Genomic DNA, 15660 nt, shown 5'->3' with positions numbered 1-15660 from the left:
CCACGCCTGGGGGCACGGGGAACTGCGCGACCCGCCACACTCCACCCGCACCCGCCGACCCACCGCGCCCCCGAACCCAGACGCGCCCCCCGCGACACCGCTGAGATCTATCCCAGTCGGCGTCGCAGGAACGACACCGTGCTCTCCCATGCCGCCGCCGAGGCCTCCGCGTCGTACGACTCCGGTCGGCCGTCGTTGAAGAAGGCGTGGCCGGCGGGGTACACCCGCAGGTCCGCCTCGACGCCCGCGTCGCGCCGCAGCGCCTGCGCCAGTTCCTCGAGACGTTCCCGCGGGATGCTTCCGTCCCGCTCCCCGTAGTGCCCCAACACCTCGGCCCGCAGCCCGGAGAAGTCCGGCATGTCACCCTGGATCACGCCGTAGAACGGCACCGCCGCGCTGACGCGCGGGTCCTCCGCCGCCTGGTACAGCACGAAGCCGCCACCCATGCAGAAGCCGACGGACCCGACCGTGTCCGAGGTCACCTCCGGCAGCCCCAGCAAGTGGTCGACCGCCCCGGAGAGCAGCTCCACCCCGCGCGCCACCGGCAGTTCCCGCATCATCCGCAGGGCCTCCTGGCTGTCGTGGGCGACGTTGCCGCCGTACAGGTCGGGGGCGAGGGCCACGAAGCCCTCCGCGGCCAGCCGGCGGGTGACGTCGGCGATGTGGTCGGTCAGGCCCCACCACTCCTGAATGACGACGACCCCGGGCCCCTGCCCGGACGGCGGGAGCGCCAGGTACCCGTGGGCCGTCGTACCGGCGCTCGGGAAGGTCACGTTCTGGTGGGCGGGGGCACCGGTGGACTTCGGCAGTTCGGACGACACGCTCAACTCCTGAGGGGGGAAGCGGTGAAGCAGGCTTCGGTACGGGCGCCGGAGCCGCAGCTCCGGCGCGATCTTCAACCTTGCCACGTACACGCCCCCGTGTTACGTATAACCTACGCCCATGAACCGCATCGCCCTGGTCACCCTCGTCGTCACCGACTACGACGAGGCGATCCGCTTCTACACCGACGCCCTCGGCTTCCGCCTCGTCGAGGACACGCCCCGGCCCGACGGCTCCCGCTGGGTCGTCGTCGAACCGGCCGGGACGCCCGCCGCCGGCACCGGCCTGCTGCTCGCCCGCGCCAAGGACGACCCGCAGCGCGCCCGGGCCGGCGACCAGACCGGCGGCCGCGTGGGCTTCTTCCTGCACACCGACGACTTCGCCGGCGCCCACGCCCGGATGCGCGCCGCGGGTGTGACCTTCCTGGAGGAACCCCGGCACGAGCCGTACGGCACGGTCGCCGTCTTCCAGGACCTGTACGGCAACCGCTGGGACCTCCTGGAGCCCGCCGCCACCTGAACCACCCGCACGACCGCAACCCTTCACGAAGACACGAAGACACGAAGACAGGCAGAACAGACCGGCATGACCACCTTCACCGACATCCCCGGCACCACCGCCCCCGGCACCACCGCCCCCGGCACCACCGCCCCCGGCGCCCCCGCCCTCGACACCGGCACCCTCCGCCGGCTCCCCAAGGCCGTCCTGCACGACCACCTCGACGGCGCGCTGCGCCCCTCGACCCTGATCGAGCTGGCCGGGCCCGTCGGCCACCGCCTCCCCGCCACCGACCCGGCCGCCCTGGCCGGGTGGTTCCGCGCGGCCGCGGGTTCCGGCGACCTCGTGCGCTACATAGCCACCTTCGAACACACCCTCGCCGTCCTGCAGACCCGCGAGGGCCTGCTCCGCGCCGCCGAGGAGTACGTCCTCGACCTCGCCGCGGACGGTGTGGTCTACGGCGAGGTGCGCTACGCGCCGGAGCTGATGGTCAACGGGGGACTGGGCCTCGCGGAGGTCGTGGAGACCGTGCAGGAGGGCCTCGCCACCGGTACGGCCAAGGCGGCGGCCGACGGCACCCCGGTCCGTGTGGGCACCCTGCTGTGCGGGATGCGCATGTTCGACCGCTGCCGTGAGGTGGCCGAACTCGCGGTGGCGTACCGGGACGCGGGCGTCGTCGGCTTCGACATCGCCGGCGCGGAGGACGGCTTCCCGCCCGCCGACCACCTGGACGCCTTCGCGTACCTGCGCCGCGAGAACATGCCGTTCACCATCCACGCGGGCGAGGCCCACGGGCTGCCCAGCATCCACCAGGCGCTGCAGGTGTGCGGCGCGCAGCGGATCGGCCACGGCGTCCGCATCATGGACGACATCGTGGACGGCCGGCCGGGCCGCCTGGCGAGCTGGATCCGCGACCGCCGCGTCGCCCTGGAGATGTGCCCGACCTCCAACCTCCAGACCGGCGCGGCCACTTCGCTCGCCGGCCACCCGATCACGACCCTGCGCGACCTCGGCTTCCGGGTCACCCTCAACACCGACAACCGGCTGGTGTCGGGCACGACGATGACCCGGGAGGCGGAACTCCTCGTCCGGGAGGCCGGCTGGACGGCCGCGGACCTGCGCACGGTCACGGTCGACGCGCTGGAGAGCGCGTTCCTGCCGTACGCCGAGCGCCGCGCGCTCATCGAGGACGTGGTGCTCCCGGGATACGCGGCAGTGCTCTGACCGGGGCGGTCAACGGGACACCGCCGGGCCGTCAGCCCGTCGGGGCCTCCAGCAGGCCGCGTACGTAGGCGGCCTGGCCGGCGTGCTGGAGGTCGTCGGAGACCACGCTCACCAGGCGCGCGCCCAGGGTGACGGGCGGGTCCCAGCGTTCGTCCACGATCCGCTCCAGGTCCTGGGCGTCGATGCCGCGCAGCCAGGACAGGGTCTGCTCGTGGACGGCGTCGTAGTACCCGGTGAGCAGGTCGGCCGAGTCGACCCGCACCTCGGCCACCTGTGCGGGGGTGTGGCCGTACCCGGTGTCCCGGGCGGGGAGGTCGAGGGCGAACCGCTTCTGCCAGCCCCCCGACAGCCAGACCTGCTCACGCCCGGCGACCTCGGCCACGTGGTCGTCCTGGACCCGGGTGAGGTGCCACACGAGCCAGGCGAGGGAGTTGGCGCCGTCGGCGGGGGGAGCGTTCAGCGTGTCCCGGGGGAGGCCGTCGACGGCGGCGTGGACCTCTTCCCGGATGCGGCTGTACGCGTCGATGAGGATGTCCTTCGCATGCATGCGTCCACCATGACCCATCCTCCTCCCCGGCGCGACCGGCCCCCACCGGCCGTCAGCGGACAACGCACCCAAGGGGTTCAAGGGGCGAAGCCCCTTGAAGGGACGGGAAGGGCAAGGGCGGCGGGGGCGGAAAAACCATGTCGCGCCGCCCCCGGGCCGCTCCCTCAGCCGCCACCCTCGCCCCCCTCCAGCAGGCTCATCAACGCCCGCGCCGCGGGACTCGTCGCCGCCTCCGCCGGCAACAACGCCACCGTCTCGTACGCCCGCTCACCCACCCCCTTCAACGCCAGCGACACCAACCCCGCCGCCTCCCGCTTCGCACCGAAGTGCCGCGGCACCACCGCCACCCCCAACCCCTCCTGCACCAACTCCAGCAGGCTGTGCACGTCGCTCACCTCCAGCGCCACCGTCCGCCGCACCCCCGCCTCGGTGAACACCGCGTCCGTCGTACGCCGCGGACCCCAGTCGGGGTGGAAGTCCACGAACTCCTCCCCGCCCAGCTCCTCAGGCGTCACCGGCCCGCCCCCCGCCAGCCGGTGCGCCGGATGGCACAGCACCGTCATCGGTTCCGCCGCCAACGGCACCGACCGCAGCTGGTCCCCGGCCACCGGCGTCCGCACCGCGAACGCGAGGTCGACCCCGCCCGCCGCGACCTCCTCCGCGAGCGCCCCCGACCCCGCCTGCCGCAGCCGGATCTCCACGTCCGGATGGCGCCGCCGGAACCCGGCGAGCAGCCGCGCCACCCGCACCCCGGCGATGCACTGCTCGGTGCCCACGCACAGGGTGCCGCGCAGCACGCCCTGCACCGCCGCCACGGCCTCCCGCGCGGCCCGCACCCGGTCCAGAATGCGGACGGCCTCGGCGAAAAGGGCCCGTCCCGCCTCGGTGAGCGTCACACTGCGGGTGGTGCGCACGAACAGCGGTGCCTGGAGCTCCCGCTCCAGCGCGCGCACGGACGCGGACAGGCCCGACTGCGACACCATCAGCCGGTCTGCCGCACGGGTGAAATGCCGGTCCTCGGCGACGGCTACGAAGTGCCGCAAGTGGCGAAGTTCCATGATTGAGAAGCGTAACCGCTGAGTTCCATCCGATTCTTCTGTTGGACCGCTGGCCGTCGGCGGACGAGAGTGGTACGCGCGCCGGCGCCGACCCCGCGCCGGACCCTGACGAGACAGCCTTCCTGGAGTGCACGTGTACACGGCAGATCCCGCACGCTACGAGGCCATGCCCTACCGCCGCACCGGGCGCAGCGGCCTGAAGCTGCCCGCCCTCTCCCTCGGCCTGTGGCACAACTTCGGCCCCGACCGGCCCGTGGAGACGCAGCGGCAGATCCTGCGCCGCGCCTTCGACCTCGGCGTCACGCACTTCGACCTCGCCAACAACTACGGCCCGCCGCCCGGCGCCGCCGAGTCCGCGCTCGGCGAGGCACTGAAAGCGGACTTCACGCCCTACCGCGACGAGCTGGTGATCTCCACCAAGGCCGGCTACCTGATGTGGCCGGGCCCGTACGGCGAATGGGGCTCGCGCAAGTACGTGCTGTCCTCGCTCGACCAGAGCCTCACGCGCATGGGCCTGGACTACGTCGACATCTTCTACTCGCACCGCCCCGACCCGGAGACTCCGCTGGAGGAGACGATGGGCGCGCTGCACTCCGCGGTCCAGCAGGGCAAGGCGCTGTACGTCGGCGTCTCCAACTACTCCCCGGAGCAGACCCGCGAGGCCGCCCGCATCCTCGGCGAGCTGGGCACCCCGCTCCTCATCCACCAGCCGCGCTACTCGATGCTCGACCGGCGCCCCGAGGAGGAGGGGCTGCTGGACGCGCTGGACGAGCTGGGCACCGGCTCCATCGCCTACTCCCCGCTGGAGCAGGGCCTGCTCACCAGCCGTTACCTGGACGGCATCCCGGAGGACTCGCGGGCCGCGAGCGACAGCCCGTTCCTGACCGCCGACAAGGTCACCGAGGACCTCGTGGACCGGCTGCGCACGCTGAACGGCCTGGCCCGCGACCGGGGCCAGAGCCTGGCGCAGATGGCGCTGGCATGGGTGCTGCGCGGGGGCCGGGTCACCTCGGCGCTGGTCGGCGCGAGCAGCGCGCGGCAGCTGGAGGACAGCGTGGCGGCCACGCGCGCGCTGGACTTCGACGCGGAGGAACTGGCCCGGATCGACGAGATCGTCAAGGGCTGACGAGAGCCTCCGGGACGCGGAATTCCGCTCGCGGCGGGTGAGGCGGCGCCCACCCGCCGCGTTTCGGCCACGGCCGAGGCGGAATATGTCAAGAGACTGGCTGAATCCGCATGGTGACAGTGAGTCAGGAGTGGCGATACTCGAACACAGGGCAATGCGGCGACGATCGGAACGCGCTGCGGCATTTCACCGTCGGCCCGCCCAGGTGCACAGCGAGCGAATTCCGGAACGACGGGCCTGGCCCGGCAGTGAGCGCCGCACTGGGGGAACGAACGTGCACGACGAATTCCTGTGCCATGTGACCGCCTACGGCATCTGCGGCGGCCAACGGGTCGGTGTGCCCCTCGGCACCTATCGCGCCCCGACCCTGGCGCTGGCGCTGTGGTGGATGCGCGACCGGGCGTTATGGATCGCCGAACGACTCGACCCGCACCCCGACAGCCCCCTCTATCCGCCGAACGCCATCGCCCCGGTCGGCGAGACCGTCCCCGACGTCCCGACCCTGCTGCGCGGCTGGTGCGGCGACGACGGCCAGCAGGAACTGGCCGCCGACGAACTGGCCGCCGGACGCCTCGTCCGGATCGCCACCAGTGACGACACCACCGAGTACGAGCTGATGGCCGAGTCCGTCGACGCCCTGCGCATCCAGCGCTTCGCCTCCGCGCTGTCGACCCCGGCGGCCTGACCGTACCGGGACCGGCCGATCCGGACCGCACCGGGTCCGAGCCCGACCGGGTCCGACACGACCGGAGCGACCCGACTCGACCGGACCCGCGCGGACCGACCCGCGGACCCACGCGGACCGACCCGGACCGGTCCTGACCGCACCGGCGCGGACCGGCCCTGACCTCGTGTTCACCGGCTTGTGCCGCGCTCCCGCGGCGGGAGCGGGGTCCCGCGCCCGCGTACCGGCGGCGGCCACCGGCGGGCCGCCAGGCCGCCCAACAGCCCGGCCACCAGTCCCCAGGCCAGCGCCGTACCGACCGCCGACCACAGGCGCGGGCGCAGGAACAGCACACCGGAGAGTCCGCCGCCGAGATCGCCGACGCCGATCAGTGACAGTCCGTAGTGCGCGGAGATCCGGGTCGTCGCGCAGACGCCCAGGACCGTCAGGGCCAGGGCGACCCCCGTGCGCACCCCGTGCCGCCACAACGGAAGCCGGGCGGGGGAGCGGAGGGCGGCCACATACGCGGCGGACAGCACCAGGACGGCGTCCACCACGGCCAGCCACCACGCCCGCCCGTCGTGCCGGGCCAGAGTGCCCAGGTCCAGGGTGGATACGTCGCGGGTGCGCAGCACCTCGTCGAGAAGGTGCGGCATCGGCAGTCCGAACGGTCCGTCCACCCTGCCGTCCCAGACCGCGCCGAGGCCGAGAGTGAAGACCGGCCACACCACGTTCGGCAGCCCCAGCAGGACGACCGCGAGGGTTCGGACCGGATGGCCGCGGGTACCGGCCACCACCAGCGCGATCACGGCGCCGACCGCGACGCACCCGAGCAACAGCCCCACCATGGCGTACGCCACCGGGCGCGCCCCTTCGAGCAGACGCGGAAGCGGCACCGTACGGGAGGCCACGGCGGTGAGGGCGAGAACGCCGGCGGGCCAGAGCAGGCCGAGGAGCACGGTCGTCGGCACGTCCGTGGTGAAGCCGATCTCGGGGGAGAGCCCGAGGATGTCGCCCAGGTCGCCGAGCGTGCCTTCGCCGAGGGGGATCCGGAAGGTGTGGTGGGCGGTGAGGGACACGGCGAGCACGGCGGGGAGCCAGAGGACGCCGATGCGGGCGGCGTACGCGCCGGGGTGCGTCCCGGGGGCGCGGTGCCGGAAGGCACCGGCCAGGACGAGGGCGCCGGCGAGGGAGACCGACAGGGGGATCAGGGTGAGACCGGCGCGGGAGCCGGCGAGGTCGCCGGCGTGGCCGTCGAGCGTGACGGTGCCGCCGAGGGCGGCGACCACGGTGGCCAGGACGACGCGCGGGTAGCCCCCGGCGGGCAGGTCGGTCGCGCCGGCCGCGGCCAGGCCGAGAGCGGCGGTGCCGGCCATGGTCAGGAAGCCGGCGAGGACGGCAAAGAGGGCGTGCAGCCAGGGACGGAGGGTGTGCACGGTGTCACGTTATGCGCACGGCCGGGGTGGCGCGCGTCGGCCTTTCCCGAGGGTGCGGGTCCGGGCGCGGGATCACACCGCCCTCACCACCCACGCGTAGTCGCCCCGGGCCCGTACCGCGCCTGCCGGGATCTCGCCCAGGTCGGTCAGGAGCTTCTCCAGGCGGCCGTCCGCCGCGTCGAACGCGAGGTCCGTCACCGTGCCCCGCTCCTCGCCGTCCTCCGAGAGAACCCTCAGGCCGACCGCCTTCGGCACCGCTCCCTTGCGCGCCTCGCCCTCCGCCGCCGAGCGCACCAGTACCGCGTCCGACCCCACCGCGTGCAGCGCCTCCCACGGCAGTGCCGTCGTCCGGCGACGGCGCCCGGAGACCCGTACGCCCGTGATCCGGCCCCGCGCCACGTCGATCTCGAACGCCACGACGGTCCCCAGTTCCGCCGCCTCGCCGAGGGTGACCACCGGCAGCCCCACCGTGTGGGAGTACAGCGTCATGGCAGGACCTCCTTGCCGTCACGCACCCGGTACGCCGCCACCTGGTCCGCGAACTCCGTCAGATCGTCCGCGACGAAACGGGTCGCGTCGCCCGGGATCACCAGGGCCCGCCCGGACACCGCGAGGGTCTCACCGCGCGGCAGGTACACCTTGCGCCGGCGCCGCCGCGACCCCGGCACCACCGCGTCGCGCGCGGAGACCAGGAACCCGGCGACCCGGCCGCTGATCCCGCCCTCGACCACCACGTCCAGCACCACACCGACCTCCGCACCGGTGTCCGTGAGGACCCTGGCGCCCAGCACCCGGCCTCGCGCCGCCTCCTTGCGCGCCACCACCGCGGCCGGTTCGGCGAGCACCTCACGGCCGCGGATCATCACCGCGTGCGGACCCAGCGCGTGCACCGCCGTCCAGGGCAGGCTCTGCCGCAGCGGCCCCGCCAGCAGACCCCGGCCGCTGAGCGTGAAGCCCGTGACCCGTCCCGCCGGGCCGTCGAAGACCGTGTCCTTCACCTGCGCGACCACGTCCCCGCCCAGCGTGACCACCGGACGCCCGGACAGCCGGGCCGCCTCCACCAGTGCGCTCATCGCACGCCCCACCTCCCGCTCCGGCCGCCGCGCCGCACCGTGATGACGGTCCCCGACCGCCGGCTCGCCTGCAGCCACAGGACGAGCCCGAAGAGCACCGCCACGGCCACGACCGCGACGACCAGCCACACCCACAGGACCATCGCGCACCTTCCCCTGCCCCGGCCCGGCCCCGTCGGCCGGACGCGTCAGTGTCCGTCTGCCCCGCCCCGGCCCGGTGAAGCGCCGCCCGCTCGTCCACCCACACCGCACCGCTGCGGGCGCCGGCCGGGCCGTGACAGGCTCGGCGGCTTCGGTGGGACTGCCGGGACGATCGCGGGGTACGAGCACCCGTGCGGCGCCCGTGGACGCGGGTGGGCCGCAGGCGAACGGCCCGGCGAGAGAGAACAGAATGACCCAGTATCTGGACGGAGCGGTGATACCGACTGACTTCGACATGCCCGTCGAGCCGCTGCGACGGGCCGCGCATTATTCGGGTGAGCCGGGCTCCGTCGCCGAGGCCCGGTCCTTCACGGAGCAGTTCCTGCGACAGCTCCGCTCCGAATGGTGCGCACCGGTCGACACCCGGGCGGTCGGCGATCTGCTCCTGGTGGTGAGTGAGCTCGTCACCAACGCGGACCGGCACAGCCACGGTCCGTACATCCTCGAACTGGAGGGCACCGACGCCGCGGTGACCGTCGCGGTCTACGACAGCAGCGCGGCCCTGCCCCGCCGCTTCCCCCGGGACCCCGCACGCGTGGGCAGGCACGGACTGGAGATCGTGCACGCCGTCGCGGACCGGGTCACCGCGGAACTGGTACCCGTCGGAAAGTGCGTCAGAGCCGTCGTCGCACTGCGCCGTTGACCCGACGGCCCGACACGTATGCTCACGCCATCGACGCGACATGTCGACACAAGACACCGGCCTTCCGAGGGAGTGAGCGTGGCGGAGCGTCCGCCGCCGCACGGCGGGTCGCGGGTGGGTACGGCGGATGCCGGGTGGGTCCTGGACCCCGCGGCCGTCCTGCTGCTGGTCGAGGACGACGCCGGGGACGCCCTGCTGGTGCGCGAGACGCTCGCCGACAGCGGTCTGTCGATGGACGTCACCTGGCGCAAGACCCTCGCCGAGGCACGGGTCTTCCTGGAACGGCGCGGCCCGTCGTCCGTCTGCGTCCTGCTCGACCTGCACCTGCCGGACACCCAGGGCCTGGACGCCGTACGGCTGGTGCGTGAGGAACGGCCGGACGCCGCCGTCGTGGTGCTCACCGGGCTCGCCGAGAAGGAGGCCGGGCTCGCCGCGGTCGCCGCGGGCGCCCAGGACTTCCTCGCCAAGGACGGGCTCACCCCGGAGGCCCTCGGCCGGGCCGTCCGCTACGCCCTGCAGCGCAAACAGGTCGAACGCTCCGCCGCCGAGGTCCAGGCGGGCCGGCTGCTCGCCCGCGAGAACGCCCGGCTGGAGCGCGGACTGCTGCCCGTCCCGCTGCTCCGCTCCGGCTTCCTGCACGTCTTCTCCCGCTACACACCGGGCCGCGACCACGCGCTGCTGGGCGGGGACTTCTTCGACGTCGTGGAAACCACCGACGGCACCCTGCACGCCGTCATCGGCGACGTCTCCGGGCACGGCGCCACCGAGGCCGCCCTCGGGGTGTGCCTGCGCGTGGCCTGGCGGGCCGCCGTGCTCACCGGCTGCGTCGGCGTCGCACTGGTCCGGCTGCTGGAGGAGATCCTGCGTGCCGAACGGGGCGAGGAGTACCTCTTCGCCACGGTGACCCTGCTGCGGCTCGACCCGGACCGAGGCCGGCTGCACACCGTCCGCGCGGGCCACCCCGGGCTGCTGGTCCGCACCTCCCTCGGCACGGAGCTCTACGAACCGGACGCGGGGCCCGCGCTCGGCGTGGTCCCCGGCGACGCCCACTGGCCCGAGGCGGTGCGCCCCGCCGCGGACATAGAGGCGGTGACGCTGTTCACCGACGGCCTCTTCGAGGGCGTCGTCGCCCCCGGCCGGCGGCTCGGCGAGGACGGACTGCTGGCCGTCGCCCGCTCCCACGCGGGGCTGCGCGGCCAGGGCTTCGTGGACGCCGTCGTCGAGGAGGTCGTGTCCCGTACTGTCGAGTGCGGCGGTCTCGCCGACGACGTGGCCGTCCTGCACCTGGCGACAAGCACCGAAGGAGCACCTCCGTGACCGCACCCGTCGAGCCCATTCAGGTCCTGCTCGTCGAGGACGATCCCGGCGACGAGCTGATGACGCGCGAGGCGTTCGAGGACAACAAGATCAACAACACCCTGCACGTGGTCCGGGACGGCCAGGAAGCCCTCGACTTCCTCTACCGGGCCGGCCCCTACACCGACGCGCCCCGCCCCGACCTCGTCCTGCTCGACCTCAACCTGCCCAAGTACGACGGCCGACAGGTGCTCCAGCGGATCAAGTCCGACGAGGCGCTCGCCCACATCCCCGTGGTGGTCCTCACCACCTCCTCCGCCGAGGAGGACATCCTGCGCAGCTACCGGCTGCACGCCAACGCCTACGTCACCAAACCGGTCGACCTCAACCAGTTCATCGCCGCCGTACGGCAGATCGACGAGTTCTTCGTGTCGGTGGTCAAACTGCCGCGCACCTGACGCCCGTCGGCCGGAACAGTCCCGGTCGTGCGCGGTCGCGCGGGATCCGCCGATGAGTTTCCGGCGGCAGCGCGGTCCACCCTCTCGACACGACACGACGAAGGGAGCGCACCATGCGCAGGATCATCGTCTGCACCTTCCTCACCCTGGACGGCGTCATGCAGGCGCCGGGCGGTCCGGACGAGGACCCCGAAAGCGGCTTCACGCACGGCGGCTGGCAGAAACCGACCGACGACGACGAGGTCGGCGCGGCCGTCGCCGGCTGGTACGAGGACTTCGACGGCATGCTGCTCGGCCGCAGGACGTACGACATCTTCGCCTCGTACTGGCCCTCCGCCGACCCCGGCAATCCGTTCACCGCCCGGATGAACGGCATGAGCAAGTACGTGGCGTCCCGGACCCTGACGTCCCTCGACTGGCAGAACTCCACGCTGCTCCAGGGCGACACCGTCGACGCCGTGCGCGCGCTGAAGGCGTCCGAGGGCGGTGACATCAGCGTCGTCGGCAGCGGGGACCTCGCCCAGACCCTCATGCGTCACGGCCTCGTCGACGAGTACCGGCTCACCGTCCACCCGGTGATCCTCGGCTCCGGAAAGCGGCTGTTCGCCGACGGGGCGATCCCCACCGCGCTGGAACCGGTCCACGTCTCGGCGACGAAGGGCGGCACCGTCGTCGGCGTCTACCGGCCGACGGGTGCTCCCACCTACGACAGCTACTGAGCACGACGGCTACGCAGTACGACTGCGCCTGAGTGCGACAGCGCCTGGGTACGGCAGTCGCCGCGGACGGTCGCGTACGCGGTCACCGCCGGACGGGGGTCGACGGTGGCCGCACACGGGAACGCGGACGGTGCCGGTCCCTCACCGAGGTGAGGGACCGGCACCGTCCGCGGGTTCCGGGTGCTTCGGCGGGACCGACTGTCCGTGAGGGGTGTGTCAGCGGGTGGACTCGACCCGGTCCACGTCGGCCAGCATGCCGGTGCGGAGCTGATCGATGATCCGCTTGATCAGCCGCGAGACGTGCATCTGCGAGCAGCCGAGCTGCGCGCCGATGTCGGCCTGCGTGGCCTCCTCGACGAACCGCATGTGGATGATCTGACGGTCGCGCTCGCTCAGCTCCGCGACGAGCGGGGCCAGTGTGTGGAAGTCCTCGACGAGGCTCATCGCCTCGTCCTCCGAGCCGATGAAGTCCGCCAGCACGGCCTCGCCGTCCTGGTCCTCACCGGAGAGGGCGGCGTCCAGCGACGAGGAGTTGTAGCCGTTGGACGCGATCTGGGCCTCGACGACGTCCTTCTCGGGCAGGTTCATCAGCGTGGCCAGCTCGGCGACGGTCGGGTCGCGGTCCAGCCGACTGGACAGCTCCTCGCGCGCCTTGGCCAGCTCCACGCGCGCCTCCTGCAACCGGCGAGGCACGTGCACGGCCCACGTCGTGTCGCGGAAGAAACGCTTGATCTCTCCCACGATGTAGGGGAGCGCGAAGGAGGTGAACTCCACCTCGCGGGAGATCTCGAACCGGTCGATCGCCTTGATCAGGCCGATCATGCCGACCTGGACGATGTCCTCCATGTCGTCACCGCGGTTGCGGAAGCGCCCCGCCGCGAACCGCACGAGCGACATGTTCATCTCGATCAGCGTGTTGCGCGCGTACTGGTACTCGTGCGTACCTTCCTCCAGCACGCTGAGGCGCTGGAAGAACTGGCGGGACAACTCCCGTGCGTCACGGGGGGCCACCGCACGCGGGTCGACGACGGTGGGCAGCGGGTCCTCACCAGTCGCGGTGCCGGTCGTGCTCTCGGCGACCGTCGTCCGGCTCATGGTGGTGTCCATTACTACCTCTCCCACGGAACTCAACTTTTCAGCTCTGATCGGGCGTCCAAAGCGCCGTGTCCCGCAGTTACCCGGGATCGCGCCGGGCATGTCACCCACTCGAAAAATTTCCCGTGTGTGCCGTCCGGCCCTGCCCACTGTACGCAGCACCCCCCGGGAAAGAGCCCGGTGCGGGGCGTTGCCGCTCGTTTTGACCGTCCCGGATCCGCACCCGGACGCACGCCCGGGCCCCTCCCGAACCCGCGACCGGGCCCGCTTCCGGAGACTTCTCGCAGGGCGGAACGCCGCCGTCTTCCCCCGTGGCCGGGCGTCCCTAGGCTGGGAGGATGCAGCCCAAGAAGCCTCGTGCCTCCCACCAGGTCCGTGTCGTTCCCCTCCGTCCGGTCTCCGGACCCGCCCCGGCCCGCCCCCCGGCGCCCGCCGCCCGTGAGCCGCTGTGGCGGGATCTCGTCGGTGAGGCGCTGCGGCGCGAACGGCTCGCCCAGGACCGCACGCTGAAGGACGTGGCCGAGGCGGCCCGCATCTCGATGCCGTACCTGTCCGAGCTGGAGCGCGGCCGCAAGGAGGCCTCCTCCGAGGTTCTCGCGGCGGCCGCCCGGGCCCTCGGCCTCGGCCTCGGTGACCTTCTCTCCCTGACCCGGGACGAACTCGTCCGGTACTCCCGCCCCCGGCCCACCGGTCGGTCCGCGGCGCCGGCCGCCTCGTACGACGGCCTCTGCCTGGCGGCCTGAGCACCGCACGGCGCCGCCCCCGTCCCGACGTGCTGCGGACGGGGGCGGCGCCGGGTTCTCTCAGGCGAGTGCGAGCCTGCGGCTCAGCACCTCGTCGGCCAGTCCGTAGGCGACGGCCTCCTCGGCGGTGAAGACCTTGTCCCGGTCCATGTCCGCCCGCAGTGTCGCCGCGTCGTGGTGGGTGTGCCGGGAGAGCACCTCCTCCACCTGGGAGCGGATCCGCACCATCTCCTTGGCCCGCACGGCGAGGTCCGAGACCGTGCCCTGTGTTCCTCCCGAGGCCGGCTGCCCGAGCAGCACCCGCGCGTGTTCGAGGACGAACCGCCGCCCGGGGTCGCCGCCCGCCAGCAGCACCGCCGCCGTCGAGGCCGCCTGCCCGACGCAGAACGTGGAGATCGGCGCCCGCACGAACGTCATCGTGTCGTAGATCGCCATGAGGGAGGTGAAGGAGCCGCCGGGGGAGTTGAGGTAGATCGAGATCTCCTGCTCCGGGTTGGCGGACTCCAGGTGCAGGAGCTGCGCGATCACCACATTGGCGACCCCGTCGTCGATCTCCGTGCCCAGGAAGACGATCCGCTCGCTGAGCAGCCGGCTGAAGACGTCGTACGACCGCTCGCCCTGCGCGGTCCGCTCGACGACGTACGGCACCGTGTACGAACTCATGTTCACAACCCCATTTTCCGGCGCGAGGCGGCCGGGCGGACGTCGGCGAGCGACTCCACCACCCGGTCCACGATTCCGTACTCCCGGGCCTGCTCGGCGGTGAACCAGCGGTCCCGGTCGCCGTCGCGGGAGATGGTCTCCTCGCTCTGCCCGGTGTGCTCGGCGGTGATCCGCTCGATGGCCTTCTTGGTGAACTCCAGGTTCTCCGCCTGGATCTCGATGTCCGCGGTGGTCCCCCCGATACCGGCTGACGGCTGGTGCATCATGATCCGCGCGTTCGGCAGCGCCAGCCGCTTGCCGGCCGCGCCGACCGTCAGCAGGAACTGCCCCATGCTGGCCGCGAAGCCCATCACCAGCGTCGAGACGTCGTTGGGGATCAGCCGCATGGTGTCGTAGATCGCGAGCCCGGCCGTGACGGAACCGCCCGGGCTGTTGATGTACAGGCCGATGTCGGTGCGCGGGTCCTCCGCGGACAGCAGCAGGAGCTGCGCGCAGATCCGGTTGGCGGAGACCTCGTCGACCTGCGTGCCGAGGAACACGATCCGCTGGTTGAGGAGCTGCGCGGCGAGCTGGTCGTCGAAGCGGTTCGGCGGGGTCTCGCCCTCCCCGGCGCGGGGCGGGAGCGTGAGCGGTGGAGCCATGGGTCCTCCTCGGGTCGGTGTGCTCGTACCGCCTTCACTGTCGGCCGCGCGGGGCCCTCGCGGCCGTGTTCTCGGCCGTCGGCAGATTCGCCACGGGCAGAGCGGTGCCCGCGGCCGGATCCGCCCGGCGGGCCGCCGATGAGTTTCCGGGTCAGGATCGGTCGTAGGGGGTGACGGTTCCCGTGCACGACGAGCACGGGGCGGACCGAAGCGCGACGGCGCGTTACCCGAGGAGGAAACCCATGGCCGGCGACGGATTCATCACATGCCTGTGGTTCGACGGCCGGGCGGAGGAGGCGGCCGACTTCTACGTGTCGGTGTTCAAGAACTCCCGGCTCGGCCGCACGCTCAGGTACCCCGAGAACACACCCGGCGAGACCGGCTCCGCCATGACCGTGGAGTTCACGGCCAACGGCCAGGAGTTCGTGGCGCTCAACGGCGGCCCGCAGTTCACCTTCAGCGAGGCGGTCTCCTTCCAGATCATGTGCGACGACCAGGAGGAGGTCGACCACTACTGGAACCGGCTCACCGAGGGCGGCGGGGAGCCGGGCCCCTGCGGCTGGCTCAAGGACCGGTTCGGTGTCTCCTGGCAGGTCGTCCCGCGTCGGCTGCTGCAGATGTACTCCGACCCGGACCAGGAGAAGGCGAACCGGGCCGTGCAGGCGATGCTCAAGATGCACAAACTGGACATCGCGTCGCTGGAGAAGGCGTACGCGGGGGAGTAGGCCCTGTCGTCCGGGGCCCGCGAGACCC

At 72.6% G+C, this 15660-nt stretch carries 20 protein-coding genes; 10 read left to right on the top strand and 10 right to left on the bottom strand.

All coding sequences use genetic code 11. The features are described 5' to 3' along the window. Positions 1 to 107: 107 nt before the first annotated feature. A complete protein-coding gene (locus QFZ64_RS04815) occupies positions 108 to 821 on the bottom strand; it encodes a dienelactone hydrolase family protein (RefSeq protein ID WP_307062662.1) in 714 nt (237 codons plus the stop codon). Positions 822 to 942: 121 nt separating this feature from the next. Between QFZ64_RS04815 and QFZ64_RS04810 the strand changes: the two genes are divergently transcribed. Both QFZ64_RS04810 and QFZ64_RS04805 read left to right on the top strand, forming a co-directional pair. Then, entirely contained in the window at positions 943 to 1341 is a 399-nt protein-coding gene (locus QFZ64_RS04810; protein WP_307062660.1) for a VOC family protein, read from the top strand. A 66-nt stretch (positions 1342 to 1407) separates the two neighbouring features. Then, entirely contained in the window at positions 1408 to 2544 is a 1137-nt protein-coding gene (locus tag QFZ64_RS04805; RefSeq protein ID WP_307062658.1) for an adenosine deaminase, read from the top strand. Between the two features lie 31 nt (positions 2545 to 2575). Here the strand turns inward: QFZ64_RS04805 and QFZ64_RS04800 are convergent, their stop codons facing one another. Together QFZ64_RS04800 and QFZ64_RS04795 are read right to left on the bottom strand one after the other, a co-directional pair. Then, positions 2576 to 3091, bottom strand: a complete 516-nt coding sequence (locus QFZ64_RS04800; RefSeq protein WP_307062656.1) for a DUF664 domain-containing protein — start codon at positions 3089 to 3091, stop codon at positions 2576 to 2578. A gap of 164 nt (positions 3092 to 3255) precedes the next feature. Further along, positions 3256 to 4149, bottom strand: a complete 894-nt coding sequence (locus QFZ64_RS04795) for a LysR family transcriptional regulator (protein WP_307062654.1) — start codon at positions 4147 to 4149, stop codon at positions 3256 to 3258. 133 nt (positions 4150 to 4282) lie between these two features. Between QFZ64_RS04795 and mgrA the strand changes: the two genes are divergently transcribed. Both mgrA and QFZ64_RS04785 read left to right on the top strand, forming a co-directional pair. Next, positions 4283 to 5275 carry an L-glyceraldehyde 3-phosphate reductase gene (mgrA, locus tag QFZ64_RS04790; RefSeq protein ID WP_307062652.1) on the top strand — a complete coding sequence of 331 codons (993 nt, stop codon included), beginning with the start codon at positions 4283 to 4285 and terminating at the stop codon, positions 5273 to 5275. A 274-nt stretch (positions 5276 to 5549) separates the two neighbouring features. Continuing rightward, positions 5550 to 5960, top strand: coding sequence for a hypothetical protein (locus tag QFZ64_RS04785; RefSeq protein ID WP_307062650.1), 411 nt, complete (start codon positions 5550 to 5552; stop codon positions 5958 to 5960). A gap of 170 nt (positions 5961 to 6130) precedes the next feature. On the opposite strand, the gene QFZ64_RS04780 is transcribed toward QFZ64_RS04785, so the two are convergent. From QFZ64_RS04780 to QFZ64_RS04765, 4 genes are all read right to left on the bottom strand, one after another. Continuing rightward, entirely contained in the window at positions 6131 to 7375 is a 1245-nt protein-coding gene (locus QFZ64_RS04780) for a streptophobe family protein (RefSeq protein WP_307062648.1), read from the bottom strand. Positions 7376 to 7447: 72 nt separating this feature from the next. Then, positions 7448 to 7864, bottom strand: a complete 417-nt coding sequence (locus tag QFZ64_RS04775; RefSeq protein ID WP_307062646.1) for a PRC-barrel domain-containing protein — start codon at positions 7862 to 7864, stop codon at positions 7448 to 7450. Next, positions 7861 to 8448 (bottom strand): PRC-barrel domain-containing protein, encoded by a 588-nt coding sequence (locus tag QFZ64_RS04770; protein WP_307062645.1) that lies wholly within the window; start codon positions 8446 to 8448, stop codon positions 7861 to 7863. Before QFZ64_RS04770 ends, QFZ64_RS04775 begins: the two co-directional genes overlap by 4 nt. Continuing rightward, positions 8445 to 8591, bottom strand: a complete 147-nt coding sequence (locus QFZ64_RS04765) for a hypothetical protein (protein WP_307062643.1) — start codon at positions 8589 to 8591, stop codon at positions 8445 to 8447. The genes QFZ64_RS04770 and QFZ64_RS04765 overlap by 4 nt, the downstream gene beginning before the upstream one ends. 248 nt (positions 8592 to 8839) lie before the next feature. Here QFZ64_RS04765 and QFZ64_RS04760 point away from each other — a divergent pair, with 248 nt between their 5' ends. The 4 genes from QFZ64_RS04760 to QFZ64_RS04745 all read left to right on the top strand — a co-directional run bounded on the left by QFZ64_RS04760 (position 8840) and on the right by QFZ64_RS04745 (position 11765). Further along, the gene (locus QFZ64_RS04760; protein WP_307062641.1) at positions 8840 to 9292 is read left to right on the top strand and encodes an ATP-binding protein; all 453 of its coding nucleotides are present in this window, start codon (positions 8840 to 8842) and stop codon (positions 9290 to 9292) included. Between the two features lie 78 nt (positions 9293 to 9370). After that, positions 9371 to 10609 carry a PP2C family protein-serine/threonine phosphatase gene (locus QFZ64_RS04755; protein WP_307062639.1) on the top strand — a complete coding sequence of 413 codons (1239 nt, stop codon included), beginning with the start codon at positions 9371 to 9373 and terminating at the stop codon, positions 10607 to 10609. Then, positions 10606 to 11046 carry a response regulator gene (locus tag QFZ64_RS04750; RefSeq protein WP_307062637.1) on the top strand — a complete coding sequence of 147 codons (441 nt, stop codon included), beginning with the start codon at positions 10606 to 10608 and terminating at the stop codon, positions 11044 to 11046. The genes QFZ64_RS04755 and QFZ64_RS04750 overlap by 4 nt, the downstream gene beginning before the upstream one ends. A 113-nt stretch (positions 11047 to 11159) precedes the next feature. Further along, entirely contained in the window at positions 11160 to 11765 is a 606-nt protein-coding gene (locus QFZ64_RS04745) for a dihydrofolate reductase family protein (RefSeq protein ID WP_307062635.1), read from the top strand. A gap of 216 nt (positions 11766 to 11981) precedes the next feature. Here QFZ64_RS04745 and QFZ64_RS04740 read toward each other — a convergent pair whose 3' ends face one another. Then, positions 11982 to 12872, bottom strand: a complete 891-nt coding sequence (locus QFZ64_RS04740) for an RNA polymerase sigma factor SigF (protein ID WP_307071575.1) — start codon at positions 12870 to 12872, stop codon at positions 11982 to 11984. A gap of 326 nt (positions 12873 to 13198) precedes the next feature. Between QFZ64_RS04740 and QFZ64_RS04735 the strand changes: the two genes are divergently transcribed. After that, positions 13199 to 13603 carry a helix-turn-helix domain-containing protein gene (locus QFZ64_RS04735; protein WP_307062633.1) on the top strand — a complete coding sequence of 135 codons (405 nt, stop codon included), beginning with the start codon at positions 13199 to 13201 and terminating at the stop codon, positions 13601 to 13603. 60 nt (positions 13604 to 13663) lie between these two features. Here QFZ64_RS04735 and QFZ64_RS04730 read toward each other — a convergent pair whose 3' ends face one another. Next, positions 13664 to 14266 carry a ClpP family protease gene (locus QFZ64_RS04730; protein ID WP_307062630.1) on the bottom strand — a complete coding sequence of 201 codons (603 nt, stop codon included), beginning with the start codon at positions 14264 to 14266 and terminating at the stop codon, positions 13664 to 13666. 2 nt (positions 14267 to 14268) lie between these two features. Beyond that, the gene (locus tag QFZ64_RS04725) at positions 14269 to 14907 is read right to left on the bottom strand and encodes an ATP-dependent Clp protease proteolytic subunit (protein ID WP_307062628.1); all 639 of its coding nucleotides are present in this window, start codon (positions 14905 to 14907) and stop codon (positions 14269 to 14271) included. 242 nt (positions 14908 to 15149) lie between these two features. Here QFZ64_RS04725 and QFZ64_RS04720 point away from each other — a divergent pair, with 242 nt between their 5' ends. Continuing rightward, positions 15150 to 15632: a VOC family protein gene (locus QFZ64_RS04720; protein ID WP_307062626.1), complete on the top strand. Its 483-nt coding sequence runs from the start codon at positions 15150 to 15152 to the stop codon at positions 15630 to 15632. The last annotated feature ends 28 nt before the right edge of the window (positions 15633 to 15660 follow it).

Source organism: Streptomyces sp. B3I8 (assembly GCF_030816915.1).
Lineage (GTDB): Bacteria > Actinomycetota > Actinomycetes > Streptomycetales > Streptomycetaceae > Streptomyces.
The sequence above is the reverse complement of the archived record's forward strand: the minus strand, read 5'-3'. Positions and strand labels throughout refer to the sequence as shown.

Bases quoted from the DNA above. Each gene is read 5' to 3' on its own strand.
- QFZ64_RS04810 (WP_307062660.1), top strand. From the start codon at position 943: ATGAACCGCATCGCCCTGGTCACCCTCGTCGTCACCGACTACGACGAG.
- QFZ64_RS04805 (WP_307062658.1), top strand. From the start codon at position 1,408: ATGACCACCTTCACCGACATCCCCGGCACCACCGCCCCCGGCACCACC.
- QFZ64_RS04800 (WP_307062656.1), bottom strand. From the start codon at position 3,091: ATGCATGCGAAGGACATCCTCATCGACGCGTACAGCCGCATCCGGGAA.
- QFZ64_RS04795 (WP_307062654.1), bottom strand. From the start codon at position 4,149: ATGGAACTTCGCCACTTGCGGCACTTCGTAGCCGTCGCCGAGGACCGG.
- QFZ64_RS04775 (WP_307062646.1), bottom strand. From the start codon at position 7,864: ATGACGCTGTACTCCCACACGGTGGGGCTGCCGGTGGTCACCCTCGGC.
- QFZ64_RS04770 (WP_307062645.1), bottom strand. From the start codon at position 8,448: ATGAGCGCACTGGTGGAGGCGGCCCGGCTGTCCGGGCGTCCGGTGGTC.
- QFZ64_RS04765 (WP_307062643.1), bottom strand. From the start codon at position 8,591: ATGGTCCTGTGGGTGTGGCTGGTCGTCGCGGTCGTGGCCGTGGCGGTG.
- QFZ64_RS04760 (WP_307062641.1), top strand. From the start codon at position 8,840: ATGACCCAGTATCTGGACGGAGCGGTGATACCGACTGACTTCGACATG.
- QFZ64_RS04745 (WP_307062635.1), top strand. From the start codon at position 11,160: ATGCGCAGGATCATCGTCTGCACCTTCCTCACCCTGGACGGCGTCATG.
- QFZ64_RS04740 (WP_307071575.1), bottom strand. From the start codon at position 12,872: ATGGACACCACCATGAGCCGGACGACGGTCGCCGAGAGCACGACCGGC.
- QFZ64_RS04735 (WP_307062633.1), top strand. From the start codon at position 13,199: ATGCAGCCCAAGAAGCCTCGTGCCTCCCACCAGGTCCGTGTCGTTCCC.
- QFZ64_RS04730 (WP_307062630.1), bottom strand. From the start codon at position 14,266: ATGAGTTCGTACACGGTGCCGTACGTCGTCGAGCGGACCGCGCAGGGC.
- QFZ64_RS04725 (WP_307062628.1), bottom strand. From the start codon at position 14,907: ATGGCTCCACCGCTCACGCTCCCGCCCCGCGCCGGGGAGGGCGAGACC.
- QFZ64_RS04720 (WP_307062626.1), top strand. From the start codon at position 15,150: ATGGCCGGCGACGGATTCATCACATGCCTGTGGTTCGACGGCCGGGCG.